This is a genomic window from Agrobacterium sp. rho-13.3, assembly GCF_033957765.2.
Lineage (GTDB): Bacteria > Pseudomonadota > Alphaproteobacteria > Rhizobiales > Rhizobiaceae > Agrobacterium.
Window position 1 is genome coordinate 2731950 of sequence record NZ_CP192774.1, and the last position, 19440, is coordinate 2751389.

General features: G+C 55.6%; 21 protein-coding genes. 17 read left to right on the forward strand and 4 right to left on the reverse strand.

Annotated features, from left to right (window positions below):
- Positions 1 to 21: 21 nt before the first annotated feature.
- The 4 genes from RMR16_RS13250 to dnaQ are packed head-to-tail and all read left to right on the forward strand — an operon-like array spanning position 22 to position 2776.
- Positions 22 to 621, forward strand: a complete 600-nt coding sequence (locus RMR16_RS13250) for a Maf-like protein (RefSeq protein ID WP_320201045.1) — start codon at positions 22 to 24, stop codon at positions 619 to 621.
- Positions 614 to 1474, forward strand: a complete 861-nt coding sequence (locus tag RMR16_RS13255; RefSeq protein WP_320201044.1) for a shikimate dehydrogenase — start codon at positions 614 to 616, stop codon at positions 1472 to 1474. The genes RMR16_RS13250 and RMR16_RS13255 overlap by 8 nt, the downstream gene beginning before the upstream one ends.
- Positions 1474 to 2082, forward strand: coding sequence for a dephospho-CoA kinase (gene coaE / locus RMR16_RS13260; RefSeq protein WP_320201043.1), 609 nt, complete (start codon positions 1474 to 1476; stop codon positions 2080 to 2082). The genes RMR16_RS13255 and coaE overlap by 1 nt, the downstream gene beginning before the upstream one ends.
- Positions 2075 to 2776, forward strand: coding sequence for a DNA polymerase III subunit epsilon (gene dnaQ, locus RMR16_RS13265; RefSeq protein ID WP_320201042.1), 702 nt, complete (start codon positions 2075 to 2077; stop codon positions 2774 to 2776). Before coaE ends, dnaQ begins: the two co-directional genes overlap by 8 nt.
- 216 nt (positions 2777 to 2992) lie before the next feature.
- Here the strand turns inward: dnaQ and secB are convergent, their stop codons facing one another.
- Together secB and RMR16_RS13275 are read right to left on the reverse strand one after the other, a co-directional pair.
- Positions 2993 to 3475 carry a protein-export chaperone SecB gene (gene secB, locus RMR16_RS13270; RefSeq protein WP_320201041.1) on the reverse strand — a complete coding sequence of 161 codons (483 nt, stop codon included), beginning with the start codon at positions 3473 to 3475 and terminating at the stop codon, positions 2993 to 2995.
- A gap of 85 nt (positions 3476 to 3560) precedes the next feature.
- Positions 3561 to 4085 carry an FxsA family protein gene (locus RMR16_RS13275; RefSeq protein WP_320201040.1) on the reverse strand — a complete coding sequence of 175 codons (525 nt, stop codon included), beginning with the start codon at positions 4083 to 4085 and terminating at the stop codon, positions 3561 to 3563.
- A gap of 141 nt (positions 4086 to 4226) precedes the next feature.
- Between RMR16_RS13275 and RMR16_RS13280 the strand changes: the two genes are divergently transcribed.
- The 5 genes from RMR16_RS13280 to gyrB all read left to right on the forward strand — a co-directional run bounded on the left by RMR16_RS13280 (position 4227) and on the right by gyrB (position 9575).
- Entirely contained in the window at positions 4227 to 4925 is a 699-nt protein-coding gene (locus RMR16_RS13280) for a Tim44/TimA family putative adaptor protein (protein WP_320201039.1), read from the forward strand.
- Positions 4922 to 6040 carry a murein transglycosylase A gene (gene mltA, locus RMR16_RS13285; RefSeq protein ID WP_320201038.1) on the forward strand — a complete coding sequence of 373 codons (1119 nt, stop codon included), beginning with the start codon at positions 4922 to 4924 and terminating at the stop codon, positions 6038 to 6040. Before RMR16_RS13280 ends, mltA begins: the two co-directional genes overlap by 4 nt.
- Entirely contained in the window at positions 6040 to 6618 is a 579-nt protein-coding gene (locus RMR16_RS13290) for a Smr/MutS family protein (RefSeq protein WP_320201168.1), read from the forward strand. The genes mltA and RMR16_RS13290 overlap by 1 nt, the downstream gene beginning before the upstream one ends.
- Positions 6615 to 6980 carry a helix-turn-helix domain-containing protein gene (locus RMR16_RS13295; protein WP_320201037.1) on the forward strand — a complete coding sequence of 122 codons (366 nt, stop codon included), beginning with the start codon at positions 6615 to 6617 and terminating at the stop codon, positions 6978 to 6980. The genes RMR16_RS13290 and RMR16_RS13295 overlap by 4 nt, the downstream gene beginning before the upstream one ends.
- 159 nt (positions 6981 to 7139) lie before the next feature.
- Positions 7140 to 9575, forward strand: a complete 2436-nt coding sequence (gene gyrB, locus RMR16_RS13300) for a DNA topoisomerase (ATP-hydrolyzing) subunit B (RefSeq protein WP_320201036.1) — start codon at positions 7140 to 7142, stop codon at positions 9573 to 9575.
- A gap of 242 nt (positions 9576 to 9817) precedes the next feature.
- Here gyrB and RMR16_RS13305 read toward each other — a convergent pair whose 3' ends face one another.
- Entirely contained in the window at positions 9818 to 10420 is a 603-nt protein-coding gene (locus RMR16_RS13305) for a nitroreductase family protein (RefSeq protein WP_320201035.1), read from the reverse strand.
- A 185-nt stretch (positions 10421 to 10605) separates the two neighbouring features.
- Here RMR16_RS13305 and RMR16_RS13310 point away from each other — a divergent pair, with 185 nt between their 5' ends.
- From RMR16_RS13310 to RMR16_RS13345, 8 genes are all read left to right on the forward strand, one after another.
- Positions 10606 to 11448 carry a fumarylacetoacetate hydrolase family protein gene (locus RMR16_RS13310; protein WP_320201034.1) on the forward strand — a complete coding sequence of 281 codons (843 nt, stop codon included), beginning with the start codon at positions 10606 to 10608 and terminating at the stop codon, positions 11446 to 11448.
- Between the two features lie 276 nt (positions 11449 to 11724).
- Positions 11725 to 12960, forward strand: coding sequence for a polyhydroxyalkanoate depolymerase (locus RMR16_RS13315; RefSeq protein ID WP_320201033.1), 1236 nt, complete (start codon positions 11725 to 11727; stop codon positions 12958 to 12960).
- A gap of 45 nt (positions 12961 to 13005) precedes the next feature.
- Entirely contained in the window at positions 13006 to 13773 is a 768-nt protein-coding gene (locus RMR16_RS13320; protein ID WP_320201032.1) for a M48 family metallopeptidase, read from the forward strand.
- A 105-nt stretch (positions 13774 to 13878) separates the two neighbouring features.
- Positions 13879 to 14535: a phosphoribosylanthranilate isomerase gene (locus RMR16_RS13325; RefSeq protein ID WP_320201031.1), complete on the forward strand. Its 657-nt coding sequence runs from the start codon at positions 13879 to 13881 to the stop codon at positions 14533 to 14535.
- A gap of 2 nt (positions 14536 to 14537) precedes the next feature.
- Positions 14538 to 15758 (forward strand): tryptophan synthase subunit beta, encoded by a 1221-nt coding sequence (gene trpB / locus RMR16_RS13330; protein WP_320201030.1) that lies wholly within the window; start codon positions 14538 to 14540, stop codon positions 15756 to 15758.
- Positions 15759 to 15760: 2 nt separating this feature from the next.
- Positions 15761 to 16600: a tryptophan synthase subunit alpha gene (gene trpA, locus RMR16_RS13335; protein WP_320201029.1), complete on the forward strand. Its 840-nt coding sequence runs from the start codon at positions 15761 to 15763 to the stop codon at positions 16598 to 16600.
- Between the two features lie 36 nt (positions 16601 to 16636).
- Positions 16637 to 17530, forward strand: coding sequence for an acetyl-CoA carboxylase, carboxyltransferase subunit beta (gene accD / locus RMR16_RS13340; RefSeq protein WP_320201028.1), 894 nt, complete (start codon positions 16637 to 16639; stop codon positions 17528 to 17530).
- A gap of 27 nt (positions 17531 to 17557) precedes the next feature.
- Complete coding sequence (locus RMR16_RS13345; RefSeq protein ID WP_320201027.1) at positions 17558 to 18901, forward strand: bifunctional folylpolyglutamate synthase/dihydrofolate synthase; 1344 nt, start codon at positions 17558 to 17560, stop codon at positions 18899 to 18901.
- A 208-nt stretch (positions 18902 to 19109) separates the two neighbouring features.
- Here RMR16_RS13345 and trxA read toward each other — a convergent pair whose 3' ends face one another.
- On the reverse strand, positions 19110 to 19430 hold the full coding sequence (gene trxA / locus RMR16_RS13350; protein WP_320201026.1) for a thioredoxin: 321 nt from the start codon (positions 19428 to 19430) through the stop codon (positions 19110 to 19112).
- Between the last annotated feature and the right edge of the window lie 10 nt (positions 19431 to 19440).

The following is a 19440-nucleotide window of genomic DNA, read 5'->3' on the forward strand; positions in this document are numbered from 1 at the left end:
TGTTCGGAAACGGTGTTTGCCATGAAACCTGACCTTATCCTCGCCTCGTCAAGCGCATCTCGCCAGATGCTGATGCGCAATGCAGGTTTGAGCTTTTCCGCTGAGCCTGCGGATATCGACGAGCGCGCTATCGATGCGCAGCTTGAAAAGGATGGGTCCACCCCGGACAGGATTGCGGTTGAACTGGCCAAGGCCAAAGCGCTGGCCGTGAGTGCGACGAGACCCGACGCGATTGTACTGGGCTGCGATCAGACGATGTCGCTTGGAACCACAATTTATCACAAGCCGAAGGATATGGCGGAAGCGCATAGCAATCTTATGTCGCTCTCCGGGAAAACCCATCGGCTCAATTGCGGCGCGGCATTGGTGAAAAATGGTGAGGTCTTGTGGGAGATCGTGACGATTGCCGATCTGACCGTTCGTGATCTGAATGCGGAATTTGTGGATCGGCATCTGGAGCGAGTGGGTCCAAAGGTGCTCTCCAGCGTCGGTGCCTACCAATTGGAAGGCGAGGGTATTCAACTCTTCACTGCGATTGAGGGTGACTATTTCACCATATTGGGCCTGCCATTGCTGCAACTCTTAACGAAACTTCGCGACCTGGACCTGATCGATGGCTGATTCACGTGAAACATTAACCAAAAAGGCCTTCGTCGCCGGTCATCCAATCGCGCATTCCCGCTCGCCCATCATTCATGGGCACTGGCTGAAAACATTTGGCATTGACGGTTTTTATCAAGCGGTAGAAGTGGCGCCTGACAATTTCCAGCGTTTTATTGCCGAACTCAAGTCTGGAAATGACGCCGCTTTTATTGGCGGCAACGTCACAATTCCACATAAGGAATCCGCCTACCGATTGGCAGATAGGCCCGATGAAATAGCGGAAGAACTCGGTGCGGCAAACACCGTCTGGCTGGAGGATGGTGTGCTTCATGCCACCAACACAGATGGTTATGGTTTCGTGTCCAACCTCGATGCGCGTCATCCCGGCTGGGATAAGAGGGGCAGTGCCGTGGTGCTGGGTGCTGGCGGCGCAAGCCGGGCGATCATTCAGGCGTTGCGTGATCGTGGCATTGCGGAAATCCATGTCGTCAATCGCACCCTGGAACGGGCGAGGGAACTGAGCGACCGGTTCGGCAAACATGTTTTTGCCCATCCTATGCACGCGCTGCATGAGGTCTCGTCTGGTGCTGGACTGTTCGTGAACACAACGTCTTTGGGCATGGATGGCAGCGATGCGCCAGATATCGACTTTTCGCCACTATCGAGCGATGCTGTCGTCACCGATATTGTGTATGTGCCGCTTAAAACGCCGATCCTGACAATGGCAGAACAGCAGGGTTTTGCGACTGTCGATGGTTTGGGCATGTTGTTGCATCAAGCCAGGCCCGGCTTTGAGAAATGGTTTGGTCAAAAACCGGAAGTGGATGAAGAATTGAGAGCTTTGATCATCGCGGACATGGACAAACATTGATGATCACCATCGGCCTCACAGGATCGATTGGCATGGGCAAGTCCACCACCTCGGCACTGTTTGCCGATGCGGGCGTGGCGACCTGCGATTCTGATGCTGTGGTTCATCAGCTTTATGAGAATGAAGCGGTGCCCCTGATCGAACAGGGCTTTGCGGGCACGACGGACAACGGGCAGGTGAACCGGCAGAAGCTCGGTGAAATCCTGCGTCAGAATCCGGCTAATTTTTCCAAGCTGGAAAAGATCGTGCATCCGCTGGTGCAGCAGAAACAGAACGAGTTTCTGGTAGCGCAGCGCCAGCGCGGCGCGGAATTTGCGCTTCTCGATATACCATTGCTCTATGAAACGGGCGCTGAAAGCCGCGTCGACACCGTGGTCGTTGTCAGTTGTTCGGCAGAAATTCAGAGGCGGCGGGTTTTATCGCGTCCTGGCATGACGGCAGAAAAACTGGATATGATCCTTGCGCGGCAAATGCCGGATCCGGAAAAAAGACAACGTGCCGATTTCGTAATTGATACCGGCCAAGGACTTGAACGGGCTCGTGCTCAGGTGCAGGCGGTGCTTGCCGCGTTGCGGGCGGGTGAAAAAGGAAAGCATGAAAATGCGTGAGATCATATTCGATACGGAAACGACAGGTCTGGAGTCGAAGGTTGATCGTATCATCGAAATCGGTGGTATCGAGTTGATGAACCATTTTCCAACCGGCCGCACCATTCACATCTATATCAATCCCGCCGACCGCAAGGTTCACCCGGACGCATTGGCCGTGCACGGTATTACCGACGATTTTTTGCGGGATAAGCCGAAATTTGCCGACGTGGTGGATGAAATACGCCAGTTTTTTGAAGGCGCACGTTGGGTCGCCCACAATGCCACTTTCGATATGGGCTTTATCAATGCGGAATTTGCCCGGCTCGGGATCGAACCGGTATCGCCGGAATGGGTGACGGATACGCTCTCACTGGCCCGCCGTAAAAACCCGATGGGTCCGAACTCGCTTGACGCGCTGTGCCGCAGATATGGCATCGACAACTCCCACCGCACGAAGCACGGCGCACTGCTCGACTCCGAACTTCTGGCCGAAGTCTATATTGAGATGATAGGCGGCCGCCAGACGGCGCTGGGTTTTGGAAGTGCTGCGAAGTCGCAGGTAACAGAGATAGATGAAGACGATGTGCCGCTTGAAGCTCTGAGCCGAACCAATCCTCTACCGTCCAGACTGGACCCAGAGGCGGCCGCCGCGCATGGGAAACTGGTTCTGGCTATGGGTGATAAGGCGATCTGGAATAAGTATCGGCAGTAGGGATCAAAGGAATTGGGTGATTTTTTAAAAGTCCATCGACCTCTAATCACGTCTCCAAAATTTCAACCTGGCAGATGCTCGCGACAAGCCCGAGCATGACGTTGAGGGTGTAGGGGAGGGATGTCGGTAACGTTGACCGCTTCCAACAAAAATTCCACCCAGAAATAAACCCGGGCTTTTGACCCGGGTTCTTCATCTCATCAATTTTTACGCAAATCAGTTCGGTACGGCCTGAACCTGCGAACGGGCCTGTTCTTCGGCCACGCGCTGCGCAAACATCTGCGAGAAATCGATCGGGTCGATCATCAATGGCGGGAAGCCGCCGTTGCGGGTGACGTCTGCGATGATCTGGCGTGCAAAGGGGAACAGCAGGCGCGGGCACTCGATGAAGAGAACCGGCAGCATATGCTCCTGCGGGAAACCGGTGATGCGGAAAACGCCGCCATAGACCAGTTCGGCTACGAACAGAACCTTGTCGCCATCCTTGGCTTCAGCATTCAGCGTCAAAACCACGTCGAAGTCAGAACCGGAAATCGGGTTCGCATTGACGTTGACATTGATGTTGATGGCTGGCGCGCCTTCGCGGGCCTGAAGCGACTTAGGAGCGCCCGGGTTTTCGAACGACAAGTCCTTTGTGTATTGGGTCAGAATATTCAAAGAAGGGTTGGCACCGCCCTGCGCACCATTTTCACTGGTCATAGTATGTCCTCGCGGATTGAATTTGTGGAAGCCCGTCTATCATCTAGACAATAGGCTTACAACCCTTCGATATGAAGGGTCTTGGCTATGGTTTGGGCAGATTGCGATCATCATTATTAGCGGACCACGGCGAGTTTTTTGGACTGTCGCGGTGAAAATCATCGTCGTCCAGATCAACAACCTTTGAGGATGCATCACTTTGCGGGCCGGGGCGAAAATCCTGTCCATTGCCTCTGCCGTTGAAAGAACCGGCAACGACGATGCGCGGGCCGATGGCGCTCCAGATCAATTTTCTGAAACCCGGAACCAGCAGAACCAAGCCGATGGCATCTGTAATAAAGCCGGGGAGAAACAGCAGGATGCCGGCGATGACGCGCATACCGCCATTGATGATTGCTTCTGCCGGTTCAGCGCCGGTGCGACTGGCGTTTTGAAGATTGCGCACCATGCCAAGACCGCCGGATCTGAGAATGACCAGACCGAGGAAAGAGGTGAACAGGATGAGCGCCAGAGTCAGCCACAATCCCAGCGCCTTGCCGACGATGATAAAACCGGCGATTTCCAGAATGGGGATCAAAAGAATGATGACGGGTAAGAATGAGAAACGCATAATTCCAGCCTTGCGTGTTGTGATTTCGCGCAAATGCCGGTCTTTAAGCATCGGCGATTGCATCTGCACGTTTGAATGATGGGCAGATGCAGACTATATGATGTGTAGAAAATTGAATTTAAATGGCGGTTTCGGTAAAAGATGGGCTCAAGCGACTTTATAACATTGTTTTTTCTCGTGGCGGCAGTGCTGATTTTTCTTCAGCTCCGCAGTGTTCTTGGCCGCCGTACCGGCAATGAAAAGCCCCCGGTTGACCCCTACAGCCCGCGTGATGCGGTAAAATCTCCATCCTCCGATGATAACAAGGTCGTTACCTTGCCGCGTCGTGGCGATGGTGAAGAGGAAAATCAGTTTGCGGAAATCGATGCCGTTGCACCGGCGGGTACTGCGCTGAACGATTCCCTGCGTGAACTGGTCAAGACCGATCCGACATTCCGCCCGAAGGAATTTTTGAACGGTGCGCGTATGGCTTACGAGATGATCGTCACGGCCTTTGCGGACGGTGATCGCAACAGCCTGAAGAACCTGCTGTCCAAGGACGTGTATGAAGGCTTCGATGCGGCCATTACGGACCGCGAAAGCCGTGGTGAAGTGGTCAAGTCCACCTTTGTCGGCACCGAGAAAATCGATATCACCCATGCCAGCATTCGTGACTCCGAAGAGCAGATCACTCTGCGCATTCTCAGCCAGCTGATTTCCGCCACCTACGACAAGGACGGCAAGCTGATCGATGGCGATGCGGAGAATGTATCCGATGTCGACGACATCTGGACCTTCTCGCGTGATATCCGCTCGCGCGATCCAAACTGGAAACTAATTGCAACCGAATCCGAGCAATGAGCACGACCGGGCAGGATTTCGACCTTAGCGAAGTGTCGTTCGATGAACTGCCCGGATGGCAGGCGGATGACCCATCGCAGCTTTTTCCGGCGCTCCGATCCGTCCTCGCTCATTTGCAGGGCAGCAAGCCTTACCGAACCGGCGCGCTTGGGCTGACGGCGGATGATCTGGCGCCGCTGCTGGAAAAGGCAGAAAACTATGAACTGGCGGGCGCAGAGATTGCCCGCCAATTTTTTGAACAGCACTGTCTTCCCTTCAAAATATCAATCGCCTCCGGCAAACAGGGCTTCGTCACCGCCTTTTATGAGCCGGAACTGGAAGTCTCCGCGACGCCAGACGATATCTGGAAATACCCCATCTATCGCCGCCCAGCTGATTTGATCGATCTGGATGACAGCAACAGACCAGCCGATATCGATCCCTATTATGCCTTCGGTTTGAACCGGGATGGCGCGATCAGCACGTATCCCGATAGAGGCGAGATCGACCGCGGCTATCTGGATGGCCGGGGTCTGGAAATTGCCTGGGCCAAATCCAAGGTCGATCTGTTCTTCGTGCATGTGCAGGGCGCCGCACGCCTTCGTTTTGCCGATGGCGCTGTTAAGCGCGTTACTTATGCGGCAAAAGCTGGCCACCAGTTTTCGGCGATAGGACGTCTGCTGCTGGACCGCGGCGAACTCGACCCCACCACCATTTCCATGCAGACCATCCGTGCATGGCTTAACGACCACCCGGAGCAGGTGGATGAGGTGCTGTGGCACAATCGCTCCTATATCTTTTTCCGCGAAGCCGACGTTGAGGGTTTGGAGCTGGGGCCAATTGCTGCCGCCAAGGTTCCGCTGATCGCTGGCCGGTCGCTGGCGGTGGATCGGCTGATCCACACATTCGGATTTCCGTTTTATATCAGCTCGGCAAGTCTGACGCACCTCGATCAAGGTCAACCGTTCGGCAGGCTGATGTTGGCGCTGGACACCGGATCGGCCATCGTCGGACCGGCGCGGGGTGATATTTTTACCGGCTCTGGCGATGAAGCTGGAGAACTGGCTGGCACGGTGCGCAACGTGGCAGATTTTTATATACTGATACCGCGTGGGGCAGCGGAAAGGTATCGGTGATGAAGGGTGGCCGCAAACTCGGCAAGGACGAGCGCATTCTGTGGGGCAAGGTTGCCAAAACGACGCGGTTGATTTCCGGTCGCGTGGAAGATCTGCTTACCTTTGAAGCGCTGGAGGCCGAGGTCGAGATGATGGTGCCGGACGCAAAACCGGCCAAATCCATTCCGCCATTCCCGCAAATGATTATTGAAACCGTATCGCCATCTCAGCCTACCGAGACGGATAAGAAACGTTTTCACAACCCGCTGGAAAAGCCGGTCAAACGCAAGCTGACCCGTGGGCGGTTGCCGCTAGAAGCGCGGATCGATCTGCATGGCATGTTCCAGAGCGAAGCGCATTCCGTGCTTCTCGATTTCCTCATTCGCGCCCATGAGCGCGGCTTGCGGCATGTTCTGGTCATTACCGGCAAGGGGCGCTCCATGGGCAGCGACGGCGCCTTGAAACGGGCCGTGCCGCTGTGGTTTTCCAAGCCTGAATATCGCTATCTCATCTCGTCTTATGAAGACGCCTCGATGAACCATGGCGGAGATGGCGCGCTGTATGTGCGACTGTCCCGGCGGCGAGGAGAAAAAGCATGACGCCTTTTGCCGAAGCCTTGCGGGTTCTGCGCGAAAAAAAGGGTGTGACGCAAAAACAGATGGCCTTGGCTATCGGCGTGTCGCCTGCGTATCTCTCGGCGCTGGAACATGGCAAACGCGGCAAGCCGAGCTTTGATCTTCTCCAGCGCATAGCCGGGTATTTTAACATCATCTGGGACGAGGCGGAGGAGTTGTTCAGCCTCGCGGGTGCATCTGCCCCGCGTGTGGTAGTGGATACGGCCGGTTTGCCGAAAGAATATACGGCTTTTGCCAACGGATTGGCGCGGGACATTCGCAAGCTGTCGCCAACTGTGATAGATGAATTGGCAGCCGTGCTGCAAAAAAGCCGTTCTTGCGATTGAAACCCGCGCTATCCCCTGCTTTGTGCAGGGTTTTGGTGCTTGCGGACTTTGGATATCGGGGCGGAATTTCTATAGTCTCACGTCAGATTAAAAGTGATTCGCTGGCCTGGCTGCTCTATTTAGAGCGTGCTGTGACAGACACATTTGGAAAGAGTGCTTATGACTGAAACTACGTCGAGCGAAAACGCCGCCAGTGCAGCCTATGGAGCCGATTCGATCAAGGTTCTCAAGGGGCTTGATGCGGTTCGCAAACGTCCCGGCATGTATATCGGTGATACCGACGATGGTTCTGGTCTGCACCACATGGTCTATGAGGTGGTGGACAACGCCATCGATGAGGCGCTGGCGGGACATGCCGACCTTGTGACCGTGACGCTGAATGCCGATGGTTCGGTCTCTGTCACCGATAATGGTCGTGGCATTCCGACGGATATTCACACCGGCGAGGGCGTTTCCGCTGCCGAAGTCATCATGACGCAGCTTCACGCGGGCGGCAAATTCGACCAGAACTCCTATAAGGTGTCTGGAGGTCTGCATGGCGTGGGCGTCTCGGTGGTCAACGCGCTTTCGGTCTGGCTGAAACTGCGCATTCGCCGCAATGGCAAAATCCACGAAATCTCCTTCACGCACGGCGTGGCCGATGGCCCGTTGCAGGTGGTTGGCGAGTATGAGGGACGTTCGGGCACGGAAGTCACCTTCCTTGCCAGCACCGAAACCTTCACCATGACCGAATACACCTATGCGACGCTGGAACACCGGTTGCGCGAACTCGCCTTCCTCAATTCCGGCGTCCGCATCTTATTGACCGACAAGCGCCATTCCGACATCAAGCAGGAAGAGATGCTCTATGATGGCGGTCTGGAAGCCTTCGTGCGTTATCTGGACCGGTCTAAGAAGCCGCTGGTGGATAAGCCCGTCTACATCATTGGCGAAAAAGACGGCATCACCGTTGAAGTGGCCATGTGGTGGAACGATAGCTACCACGAGAACATGCTGTGCTTCACCAACAACATTCCGCAGCGCGATGGTGGCACGCATATGGCCGGTTTCCGTGGCGCGCTGACGCGTCAGGTCACGTCCTATGCCGATAGCTCCGGCATCACGAAACGAGAAAAGGTCTCGCTTCAGGGTGAAGACTGCCGCGAAGGTCTGACGGCCGTTCTTTCGGTCAAGGTTCCGGATCCAAAATTCTCGTCGCAGACCAAGGACAAGCTGGTTTCATCCGAAGTGCGCCCGGTTGTTGAAAACCTCGTCAACGAAGCTTTGAGCACATGGTTTGAAGAGCACCCGACCGAGGCAAAAATCCTCGTCGGTAAAGTGGTTGAGGCCGCGATTGCCCGTGAAGCCGCCAGAAAAGCCCGTGAATTGACCCGTCGTAAGGGCGCTCTCGATATTGCATCGCTGCCGGGTAAACTGGCTGACTGCTCCGAGCGTGATCCGGCCAAATCCGAAGTCTTTCTCGTCGAGGGTGACTCGGCTGGCGGTTCTGCCAAGCAGGGTCGTTCGCGAGAAACGCAGGCCATTCTGCCACTGCGCGGTAAAATCCTGAACGTGGAACGCGCCCGTTTCGACAAGATGTTGTCCAGCCAGGAAATCGGCACGCTGATTACCGCGCTCGGCACATCCATCGGCAAGGACGAGTTCAACGCCGACAAGCTGCGCTACCACAAGATCATCATCATGACCGATGCTGACGTGGACGGCGCGCATATTCGCACATTGCTGCTGACGTTCTTCTTCCGCCAGATGCCGGAGCTGATCGAACGCGGCCATCTCTACATTGCCCAGCCACCGCTCTATAAGGTGACGCGCGGCAAGTCCGTGCAGTATCTGAAGGATGAAAAGGCGCTGGAAGAATACCTGATTTCCATGGGTATCGAAGAGGCGTCGTTGACATTGGGCACCGGTGAAGTCCGCGTTGGCGAAGATTTGAGAGGCGTCATCGTCGACGCCTTGAAGCTGCGTTCGCTGATCGACAATCTCCACTCCCGTTACAATCGCTCCGTCGTAGAACAGGCGGCGATTGCTGGCGTGCTGAACCCGGAACTGTCCGCCGATCCAACCAAGGCCGTTTCGACCATTGCCGAAGTGGCGCGTCGTCTGGACATGATTGCCGATGAAACGGAACGCGGCTGGTCTGGTGAAGTGATGCCAGACGGCGGCCTTCGTTTCTCGCGCATGGTGCGCGGCGTAAAGGAAGTGTCGACGCTGGATATGGGCCTGCTCGGTTCATCCGATGTGCGTCATATCGATCAACTCACCTCTCGTATGGGCGATGTCTACACTACCTCGCCAGTGCTTCAGCGCAAGGACGGTACGCTGCCGATTTCCGGCCCGCGCGCTCTGCTCGACGCGATTTTTGCGGCAGGCCGCAAGGGTCTGTCGATGCAGCGTTATAAGGGCTTGGGTGAAATGAATGCCGAGCAGCTGTGGGAAACCACACTGGACGCTAATGTCCGTTCGCTGCTTCAGGTGAGAATTCCTGACGCGACCGATGCCGACAGCCTGTTCGCTCGTTTGATGGGTGATGAGGTGGAACCACGCCGCGATTTCATTCAGGAGAACGCGCTGAATGTGGCCAACCTCGACTTCTGATTTTGATCTCTTGATGGTCGGATAAGACGATTCACGTGAAACGTTATATTAAGAAAAGGCCTGGTGGAGATGATCCGCCAGGCCTTTTGTCTTTGAGGAATTCGGCATCTCTACCCACTCGGCGTCATGCTCGGGCTTGTCCCGAGTATCTGCTACGTCGAAGTTTTGGAGACGTGATTGGATCCTCGGGACAGGCCCGAGGATGACGGAGGAGAGGTTTTCGGGCTTTGTTTTTTACAGCCTCAATCCGCCTTACCCGTAAAACTCCCCTCGAATGCGACCTCTGAAAGCGGCAATCGTGTGCTCGGCACCTCGCGTTCGGCGAGATCATCCGGCAATGTCGACTTGTCGACAATCGTACCAATCGCAACCGCTGCCTCAACCACATAACCGTCCGGTACATTCAGTGTTTCAACGATCTTGTCCTTGAAAATGCCGGCCATACCATGCGCATGGTATCCCAGAAAATGCGACTGCAAGGCAAGCGATAGCCATGCAGCTCCCGCATCGAACGAGTGTGTGCCGGCGGGTTTCTTTTCGCCATCGCTGGAAATATTATAGGTGCGGGACAGGACGAACAGCAGCACGGAAGCGTTTTTAGCCCAGCGCTGGTTGCCTTCCATCAAGAGACCAACAAACTTGTCCCAGTCCGGGCTGCCCTTATGTGCGTAAACGAAGCGCCATGGCTGGTTGTTGGAGGCTGACGGTGCCCAGTGTGCGGCGTCGAGAATGGTCAGAAAATGCTCCTTCGGCATCGATTTACCGTCAAAGGCCCGCGGCGACCAGCGATCCAGAAACAGCGGGTCGATTGGATATTCGGACTGGCGGGAATTGGTGTTGGTCATGTCATCTCCTGAACATTGTTCTGTCTCATGCCAAAGCATACCGCGAAAACGTATGCCGCGTTCTATTTGATCCGCCACAATTGCGAGGATCGTATTTTTGTCTGGCTTGAAGGGTCAAGGGGTGACAAGGATAAATAGTTCGTTCATATATGCATGATCTTGCATGACAACCGGGAGAGAGCCCTATGAAACTGATGCGCGTTGGCCAGCCAGGCAATGAAAAACCAGCCATCCTCGATGCAGACGGCAAGATTCGCGATCTTTCTGCCCATGTGAAGGATATTGGCGGTGAAGCGATCTCGCCGGAGGGTTTGAAAAAAATCGGCGCAATCGATCTCACTACGCTGCCGGTTTTGAGCGAAGATCGCATCGGTGCGTGTGTGGCCGGCACGGGCAAGTTCATCTGCATCGGCCTCAACTTCTCGGATCATGCGGCGGAAACCGGCGCAACAGTGCCGCCGGAACCGGTCATTTTCATGAAAGCCACCTCGGCTATCGTTGGACCAAACGACGATGTTGTCATTCCCCGCACCTCTGAAAAGACCGATTGGGAAGTCGAACTCGGCGTCATCATCGGCAAAACCGCAAAATATGTGTCGGAAGCTGACGCACTGGACTATGTCGCCGGTTACTGCGTATCCCATGATGTGTCCGAGCGTGCTTTCCAGACGGAGCGGGCAGGGCAGTGGACCAAGGGTAAATCCTGCGACACCTTCGGCCCGATCGGCCCATGGCTCGTGACAAAGGATGAAGTTGCTGATCCGCAAAATCTGGGCATGTGGCTGAAGGTCAACGGAGAGAGCATGCAGAACGGCTCCAGCAAAACCATGGTCTATGGTGTTGCCAATGTCGTATCATACCTCAGCCAGTTCATGTCGCTGCATCCGGGCGATGTCATCTCCACCGGCACACCTCCCGGCGTTGGTCTGGGCATGAAACCACCGCGCTTCCTGAAGGCAGGCGATGTTGTGGAACTGGGCATTGAAGGTCTTGGTGTTCAGAAGCAGACCTTTGTTGCTGACGTTTGAGTAATGCGCTGGTGGAGAACCACCAGCCTTTGACCACACTCAACGTCATGCGCGGGCTTATCCCGAGCATCTGCTCCGTCGAAACTTTGGAAACGTTATTGGATCTCGGGACAAGCCCGAGGAGGATGTCGAAGAGGGTTTCGACCGTTATTTCAACCATCACAAAGCGCCACCGGGAAACCGGTGGCGCTTTCCATATTTTGTGCAACTGCGAAAAGATGCTATCCTACCGGAAATGACAAAAAGACTGCGATCAACGACGGGAGGCGTTTATTCGTGTTTTATCAGCTTTATGAAATGAACCATGCGGCCATGGCACCGTTGCGGGCCAGCGCGGACATGATGCGCCAAGCCTGCAACAATCCGCTGAACCCGCTGTCCCACACCGCCTTCGGGCGCAGTCTGGATGCCAGCTTCGAGGTTTTCGAGCGGCTGACGCGGCGTTATGGCAAGCCGGATTTCGGGCTTTCCCAGACGATCATCGACAATCAATCCGTTGCGGTGACAGAAGAAACCGTCTGGTCGAAACCCTTCTGCAATCTCGTCCGGTTCAACCGTGATCTGCCGGCAGAGCGAAAGGCCGACCCCCGCATTCTGCTGGTGTCTCCCATGTCAGGCCATTATGCGACCTTGCTGCGCGGCACGGTTGAGGCACTGCTGCCATCCGCCGAGATTTACGTCACCGACTGGAAAGATGCACGCACGGTGCCGCTGACAGACGGTTCTTTCGATCTCGATGATTACATTTCCTACGTCATCGACATGCTGCACCATATGGGCGAGGGCGTGCATGTTGTTGCCGTCTGCCAGCCATCGGTTCCGGTTCTGGCTGCTGTCGCAGTCATGGAAGCGGATGGCGATACCTTTGCGCCAGCGTCCATGACGTTGATGGGCGGGCCGATCGATACACGCATCAACCCCACCGCCGTCAACGAGATGGCCAAGGGAAAACCGATTGAGTGGTTTCGGGATAATGCCGTGATGCATGTGCCGTGGCCCCAGCCCGGTTTTGGTCGCGCCGTTTATCCTGGCTTCCTCCAACTCTCCGGCTTCATGTCCATGAACCTTGATCGGCATATGACGGCGCATAAGGATTTCTATCTGAACCTCGTCAAGAATGACGGGGACTCTGCGGAAAAACATCGCGAGTTTTACGATGAATATCTGGCCGTGATGGACCTGACGGCGGAGTTTTATCTCCAGACGGTCGAAGCCGTCTTCATCGAACACGCGCTGCCGAGAGGTCAGATGTTGCACAGGGGCAGGGCGGTCGATCCGTCTGCCATTCGCAACACGGCCCTGTTTACGGTGGAGGGTGAGAACGACGATATTTCCGGCGTCGGCCAGACCAAGGCCGCGCATGATATCTGTTTGAACATTCCGACCGAAAACCGGGAGCATTATATGCAGCCGGACGTGGGCCATTACGGCGTTTTCAACGGTTCCCGTTTCCGCCGCGATATCGTGCCGCGAATGGTGCAATTCATGCGCAAACATGAAAGATCGGCGTGAGAGCAGACGGATAGCTTTTTCAATGCCGAATCGCTATGAAAGGCGATGTTTTCGCTTCTCCGAAAGACCCTGAAATCAACACCGCCGGTCAAGAAGGCGCCTGCGCAGCGACTGGTGGACGTCGGCGGTCGTAGTCTGCCGATTACCATTCGCGAAAATCAACGCGCCACCCGCATCACGCTTCGGATTGAGCCGGGCGGCAAAGCGCTGAAAATGACCATTCCTTATGGGCTGCACCACCGCGACGTGGACGATTTTCTAGAGCGTCACAATGGCTGGCTGACAGCCAAGCTATCGAAATTTTCCGACGACGCCAGCGTAGCAGATGGCGGCAAGATTGATATTCGCGGTGTATCACATCGCATTGAACATACCGGAAGTATGCGCGGCCTGACCCATGTTGCGGAAACTGCCGAGGGCGAGTTGGTTCTGCGGGTCAGCGGCCTGCCGGAAAATCTCAGCAAGCGCGTTGCGACATTTTTGAAAAAAGAAGCGCGCGCCGATCTGGAGAGACTGGTTGCCTTCCATGCAAAGGCTGTCGGCAAGCCGGTCCGTTCCATTTCCATGAAAGACACCCGCAGCCGTTGGGGTTCTTGCTCTCATGAGGGCAATTTGAGTTTCTCCTGGAGGATCGTCATGGCACCGGAAAGTGTCATCGATTATTTGGCCGCGCACGAGGTCGCGCATCTGCGCGAGATGAACCACGGCCCGAAATTCTGGGCGCTGTGCGAGAAGCTTTGCCCGGATATGGAAGTGTCTAAAGCCTGGTTGAAATGCAATGGATCGCAACTTCACGCCATCGATTTTGGCTGAACCTTAACGACCTGTCGGTTTTGGATTCACGTGAAACATTTTGTTAAGGCGCACGATTTGCGATTTGGCTCGACTCACGGCTTATTTCATGGCACCTCCCAACCTATGAAACCGGATATCAAGATTTGCGGATTGACATCGCCGGAAGCGATTGAACGCGCCGTTCGTCGTGGCGCGAGCCATATTGGCTTTATTTTCTTTGAAAAAAGCCCGCGCAACATCGAACCCGACATTGCCGGCAAGCTGGCCGATGCCGTGCGCGGCAGCGTCAAGATCGTGGCTGTCACAGTGAATGCGGACAATGACGAGCTTGATGAGATCATCGATCTGCTGAAACCTGACATTCTGCAATTGCACGGCAGCGAAAGCCCGGAGCGGGTGCTGAACGTCAAAGCAATTTACGGTCTGCCGGTCATGAAGGCATTTTCTATTCGCGATGGCGATGATCTTGCCAAGATTGATCCCTATATTGGCATTGCCGACACGTTTTTATTCGATGCCAAACCGCCAGCCGGTTCAGACCTTCCCGGCGGCAATGGTGTTTCCTTCGACTGGACCTTGCTTCGCACCCTTGACGAAGGCGTGGATTACATGCTTTCCGGGGGATTGAACAAAGACAATATTGTCGAGGCCTTGGCTGAAACCGGGGCGAGGGGAATAGATGTATCTTCCGGTGTGGAAAGCGCACCGGGTATCAAGGATCTGGCGATGATCGACGCATTTTTCGATGCGGTTCGGTCGCCAAGGCCGCAGGGAGTTTGAGAGTGAACGAAACGCTGAAACCCAACTCGTTCCGTGCCGGTCCCGATGAGGACGGCCGCTTTGGCATTTACGGAGGTCGCTTCGTTGCCGAAACACTGATGCCGCTTATTCTTGAACTGCAAGCGGAATGGGAAAAGGCGAAGAACGATCCTGAATTCCAGGCTGAGCTGAAATATCTGGGCGCGCATTACACAGGCCGCCCCAGCCCGCTGTATTTTGCCGAACGGCTGACCGAGGAACTTGGCGGCGCGAAGATTTATTTCAAACGCGAAGAGCTGAACCACACCGGTTCGCACAAGATCAACAATTGTCTTGGCCAGATCCTGCTTGCCAAGCGCATGGGCAAGACCCGCATCATTGCTGAAACCGGCGCTGGCCAGCACGGCGTCGCCTCTGCCACCGTTGCGGCCCGCTTCGGCCTGCCTTGTGTCGTCTATATGGGCGCGACCGATGTGGAGCGTCAGGCACCCAACGTGTTCCGCATGAAGCTTCTGGGTGCCGAAGTCGTGCCGGTTACGGCTGGCCACGGCACTCTGAAAGACGCCATGAACGAGGCGCTGCGGGATTGGGTCACCAATGTCGATGACACCTATTATCTGATCGGCACCGCTGCCGGCCCGCATCCTTACCCGGAAATGGTTCGTGATTTTCAGGCCGTGATTGGTGAAGAAGCCAAGGTGCAGATGCTGGAGGCCGAAGGCCGATTGCCGGATCTGGTGATTGCAGCTGTCGGTGGTGGATCGAACGCCATCGGCATTTTCCACCCGTTCCTGGATGACGAAAGCGTCAAGATCGTTGGCGTGGAAGCGGGCGGTAGAGGTCTGTCCGGTGAAGAGCATTGCGCTTCGATTACCGCAGGTTCGCCCGGCGTTCTGCACGGCAACCGCACCTATCTGCTTCAGGATGAGGATGGCCAGATCAAGGAAGGCCATTCCATTTCCGCCGGCCTCGATTATCCCGGCATTGGCCCGGAACATTCATGGCTGAGCGATATCGGTCGTGTCGAATATGTGCCGATCATGGACCATGAAGCGCTGGAAGCATTCCAGACGCTGACCCGTCTTGAAGGCATCATCCCCGCGCTGGAACCGAGCCACGCGCTGGCCGAAGTCATCAAGCGCGCCCCGACAATGGGCAAGGACGAGATCATTCTGATGAACCTGTCCGGTCGCGGCGACAAGGATATTTTCACAGTCGCCAAGCTTCTGGGAATGGGTGAATAATCATGACAGCACGTATGGACAAGCGCTTTGCCGATCTGCGCGCTGAAAATCGCCCGGCTCTGATTACCTATCTGATGGGTGGCGACCCGGATTTTGAGACCTCCCTTAACATCATGAAAGCGCTGCCAGCGGCAGGGTCTGATGTAATCGAACTGGGTATGCCGTTTTCCGACCCCATGGCAGATGGTCCGGCAGTGCAACTGGCTGGCCAACGGGCGTTGAAGGGCGGACAGACGCTGAAGACAACGCTTGCTCTTGCAACGGAATTCCGCAAGCAGGACGACGCCACTCCGATCGTGTTGATGGGATATTACAATCCCATTTATATCTATGGCGTCGAAAAGTTTCTCGACGATGTTTTGGCGTCCGGCATCGATGGACTGATCGTTGTCGATCTTCCGCCTGAGATGGATGATGAGCTTTGCGTTCCGGCTCTGAACCGTGGCATTAATTTCATTCGTCTCGCAACACCGACCACCGACGAAAAGCGTCTGCCTGCGGTTCTCAAAAACACCTCGGGCTTCGTATATTATGTTTCCATGAACGGCATTACCGGTTCGGCCTTGCCGGACCCGTCGACAATCTCCGGTGCGGTTGCGCGTATCAAGGCCCACACGGGCCTGCCGGTCTGCGTCGGTTTCGGTATCAAGACGGCGGATCATGCGCATGCAATCGGTGCGGTTGCCGATGGCGTGGTGGTGGGCTCGGTTATCGTCAACCAGATTGCCGGAAGCCTTACCAAAGACGGCAAAGCCACGAATGATACTGTTCCCTCGGTCACAACGCTGGTAAAGGGACTTTCAACAGGCGTGCGTGCATCACGTCTTGCCGCTGCCGAATAAGTCTCGGTTCAGCGCAGATAGTCAGGAGTATTTGAAGTGAACTGGATCACCAACTACGTACGGCCTCGGATCAACTCCATGCTTGGCCGCCGCGAAACGCCGGAAAACCTATGGATCAAGTGCCCGGAAACGGGGGAAATGGTCTTCCACAAGGATCTGGAAGACAACAAATGGGTCATTCCGGCCTCCGGTTTTCATATGAAGATGCCGGCAAAAGCGCGTCTCGAAGACCTGTTTGATGGCGGCGTTTATGAAGCGCTACAGCAGCCCAAGGTCGCTCAGGACCCGCTGAAGTTTCGCGATTCCAAGAAATATACCGACCGCCTGCGTGACAGCCGTGCCAAGACCGAGCAGGAAGACACGATCCTTGCGGGCGTTGGCAAGTTGCAGGGCCTGAAGATCGTTGCCATCGTTCATGAGTTTCAGTTCATGGGCGGTTCGCTGGGCATTGCGGCCGGTGAAGCCATCGTTAAGGCATTCGAGCGCGCTATTTCCGAGCATTGCCCGGTGGTCATGTTCCCGGCCTCCGGTGGCGCGCGTATGCAGGAAGGCATCTTGTCCCTGATGCAACTGCCGCGCACCACGGTTGCGGTCAACATGCTCAAAGAAGCGGGCATGCCCTATGTCGTCGTGCTGACCAACCCGACAACGGGCGGCGTGACGGCCTCTTACGCCATGCTGGGCGATGTCCACATGGCCGAACCAGGCGCTGAAATCTGCTTTGCAGGCAAGCGCGTCATCGAACAGACGATCCGTGAAAAGCTGCCCGAGGGTTTCCAGACATCGGAATATCTGTTCGATCACGGCATGGTCGATATGGTCATCAGTCGTCATGAAATTCCCGATACGCTGGCAAGCCTTTTGAAAATTATGACGAAGACACCGGCCGGAACATCTTCTAAAATTGTACCGGTGGCTGCTTCGGCCTAACGAGACGGTAGGGGGTAGGTGGTGGATATGACAAACCCGGTAACGAGCGAGGCCGACCGGATCATCGAAAGATTGTTTGGTCTCCACCCAAAAGGCTTTGATCTTTCGCTCGACCGGATCACGCGTCTCCTAGAAAAGCTCGGCGATCCGCATAAAAAATTGCCGCCGGTCATTCATGTGGCCGGCACCAATGGCAAAGGCTCCGTCACGGCGTTCAGCCGTGCTCTGTTGGAGGCCGCTGGACTTGCCGTGCATGTCCACACCTCTCCACACCTCGTCAATTGGTATGAGCGGTATCGCATCGGCATCAGCGGCGAAAAGGGCCGTTATGTCGAAGATGCGGTTCTGGCCAATGCGCTGGAACGGGTCGAGGTTGCTAATGACGGCCAGATGATTACCGTTTTCGAAATCCTGACCGCAGTGACCTTTGTTCTGTTTGCCGAACATCCCGCCGATGTCGCCATTCTGGAAGTTGGGCTGGGTGGGCGTTTCGATGCCACCAATGTCATCACCAACCCCGCTGTTTCGGTGATCATGCCCATTTCGCTCGATCATCAGGCTTATCTGGGCGACAAGGTGGAGCTGATTGCTGCGGAGAAGGCGGGCATCATGAAAGCCGGATCGCCGGTTGTTATCGGCCATCAGGAATATGATGCAGCTCTGGATGTGCTGGTGAACACCGCAGAACGCTTGAAATGCCCCACCGCCATCTACGGGCAGGATTTTTCCGCGCATGAAGAATTCGGGCGCATGGTCTATCAGGATGAATTCAGTCTGGTGGATGCGCCGCTGCCGCGTCTTCCCGGTCGCCACCAACTCGCCAATGCTGCCGCCGCCATTCGCGCCGTAAAGGCTGCTGGTTTTGAAGTGACGGAGCGGATGATCGAAAAGGCGATGGCCTCGGTCGAATGGCCGGGCCGCCTGCAACGCATCACAACGGGCCGCATCGTCGATCTGGCACCTGCCGGCTCCGAAATCTGGATCGATGGCGGCCATAATCCCGGTGCGGGTGAAGTGATTGCCGAAGCCATGGCTGGTTTCGAAGAAAAACAGGCCCGTCCGCTGTTTCTCATTGCGGGAATGATCAATACCAAAGATCAGGTCGGTTATTTCAAAGCGTTTGCCGATATCGCCGAATATGTCTTCACGGTGCCAATCCACGGCACGGATGCCGCGATTGATCCGGTGGTGCTGGCGCACGCTGTGTTCGATGCGGGGCTTGTTGCGGCACCGACATCATCGATTGAAGAGGCGTTGGACGAGCTGGCAAAGCGTCTGGTGCCGGGAAAACCTGCGCCGCGTATTTTGATTGGCGGTTCGCTGTATCTGGCGGGCAATGCTCTGGCGTTGAACGGGACTGTTCCGAAGTAAATTGATAATTGGCGGGTGTCGCAAGCGACTTCCCACCTCTCCTTCGTCATCCTAGGGCTTGTCCCTAGGATCTAATCACGTCTCGAAAATTTCGACGTAGCAGATGCTCGGGACAAGCCCGAGCATGACGTCGAGTGGGTGGTCATCGCTCAAAAAGAAAAAGCCCCGGATCGTTCCGAGGCTTTTCTCATTCTGTATCAACACTCAATCAAGCGGCGCTGGAAATCCAGGCCGAAAGCGCGGTCTTAGGGGCTGCGCCGACCTTGATGTCTGCCACTTCGCCGCCCTTGAACATGGCAAGCGTTGGAATGGAACGAACGCCGAACTGCGCTGCAAGCTCCGGGTTTTCGTCGATGTTAAGCTTGACGACCTTCACCTTGCCAGCAAGTTCGGTGGAGATTTCTTCAAGGCTGGGGGCAATCATCTTGCACGGGCCGCACCATTCAGCCCAGAAATCGACAACGACAGGCTCTACGGAATCAAGAACTTCGGACTGGAAATTCGATGTATCGACTTTAACGGTAGCCATCAGTGGCTCT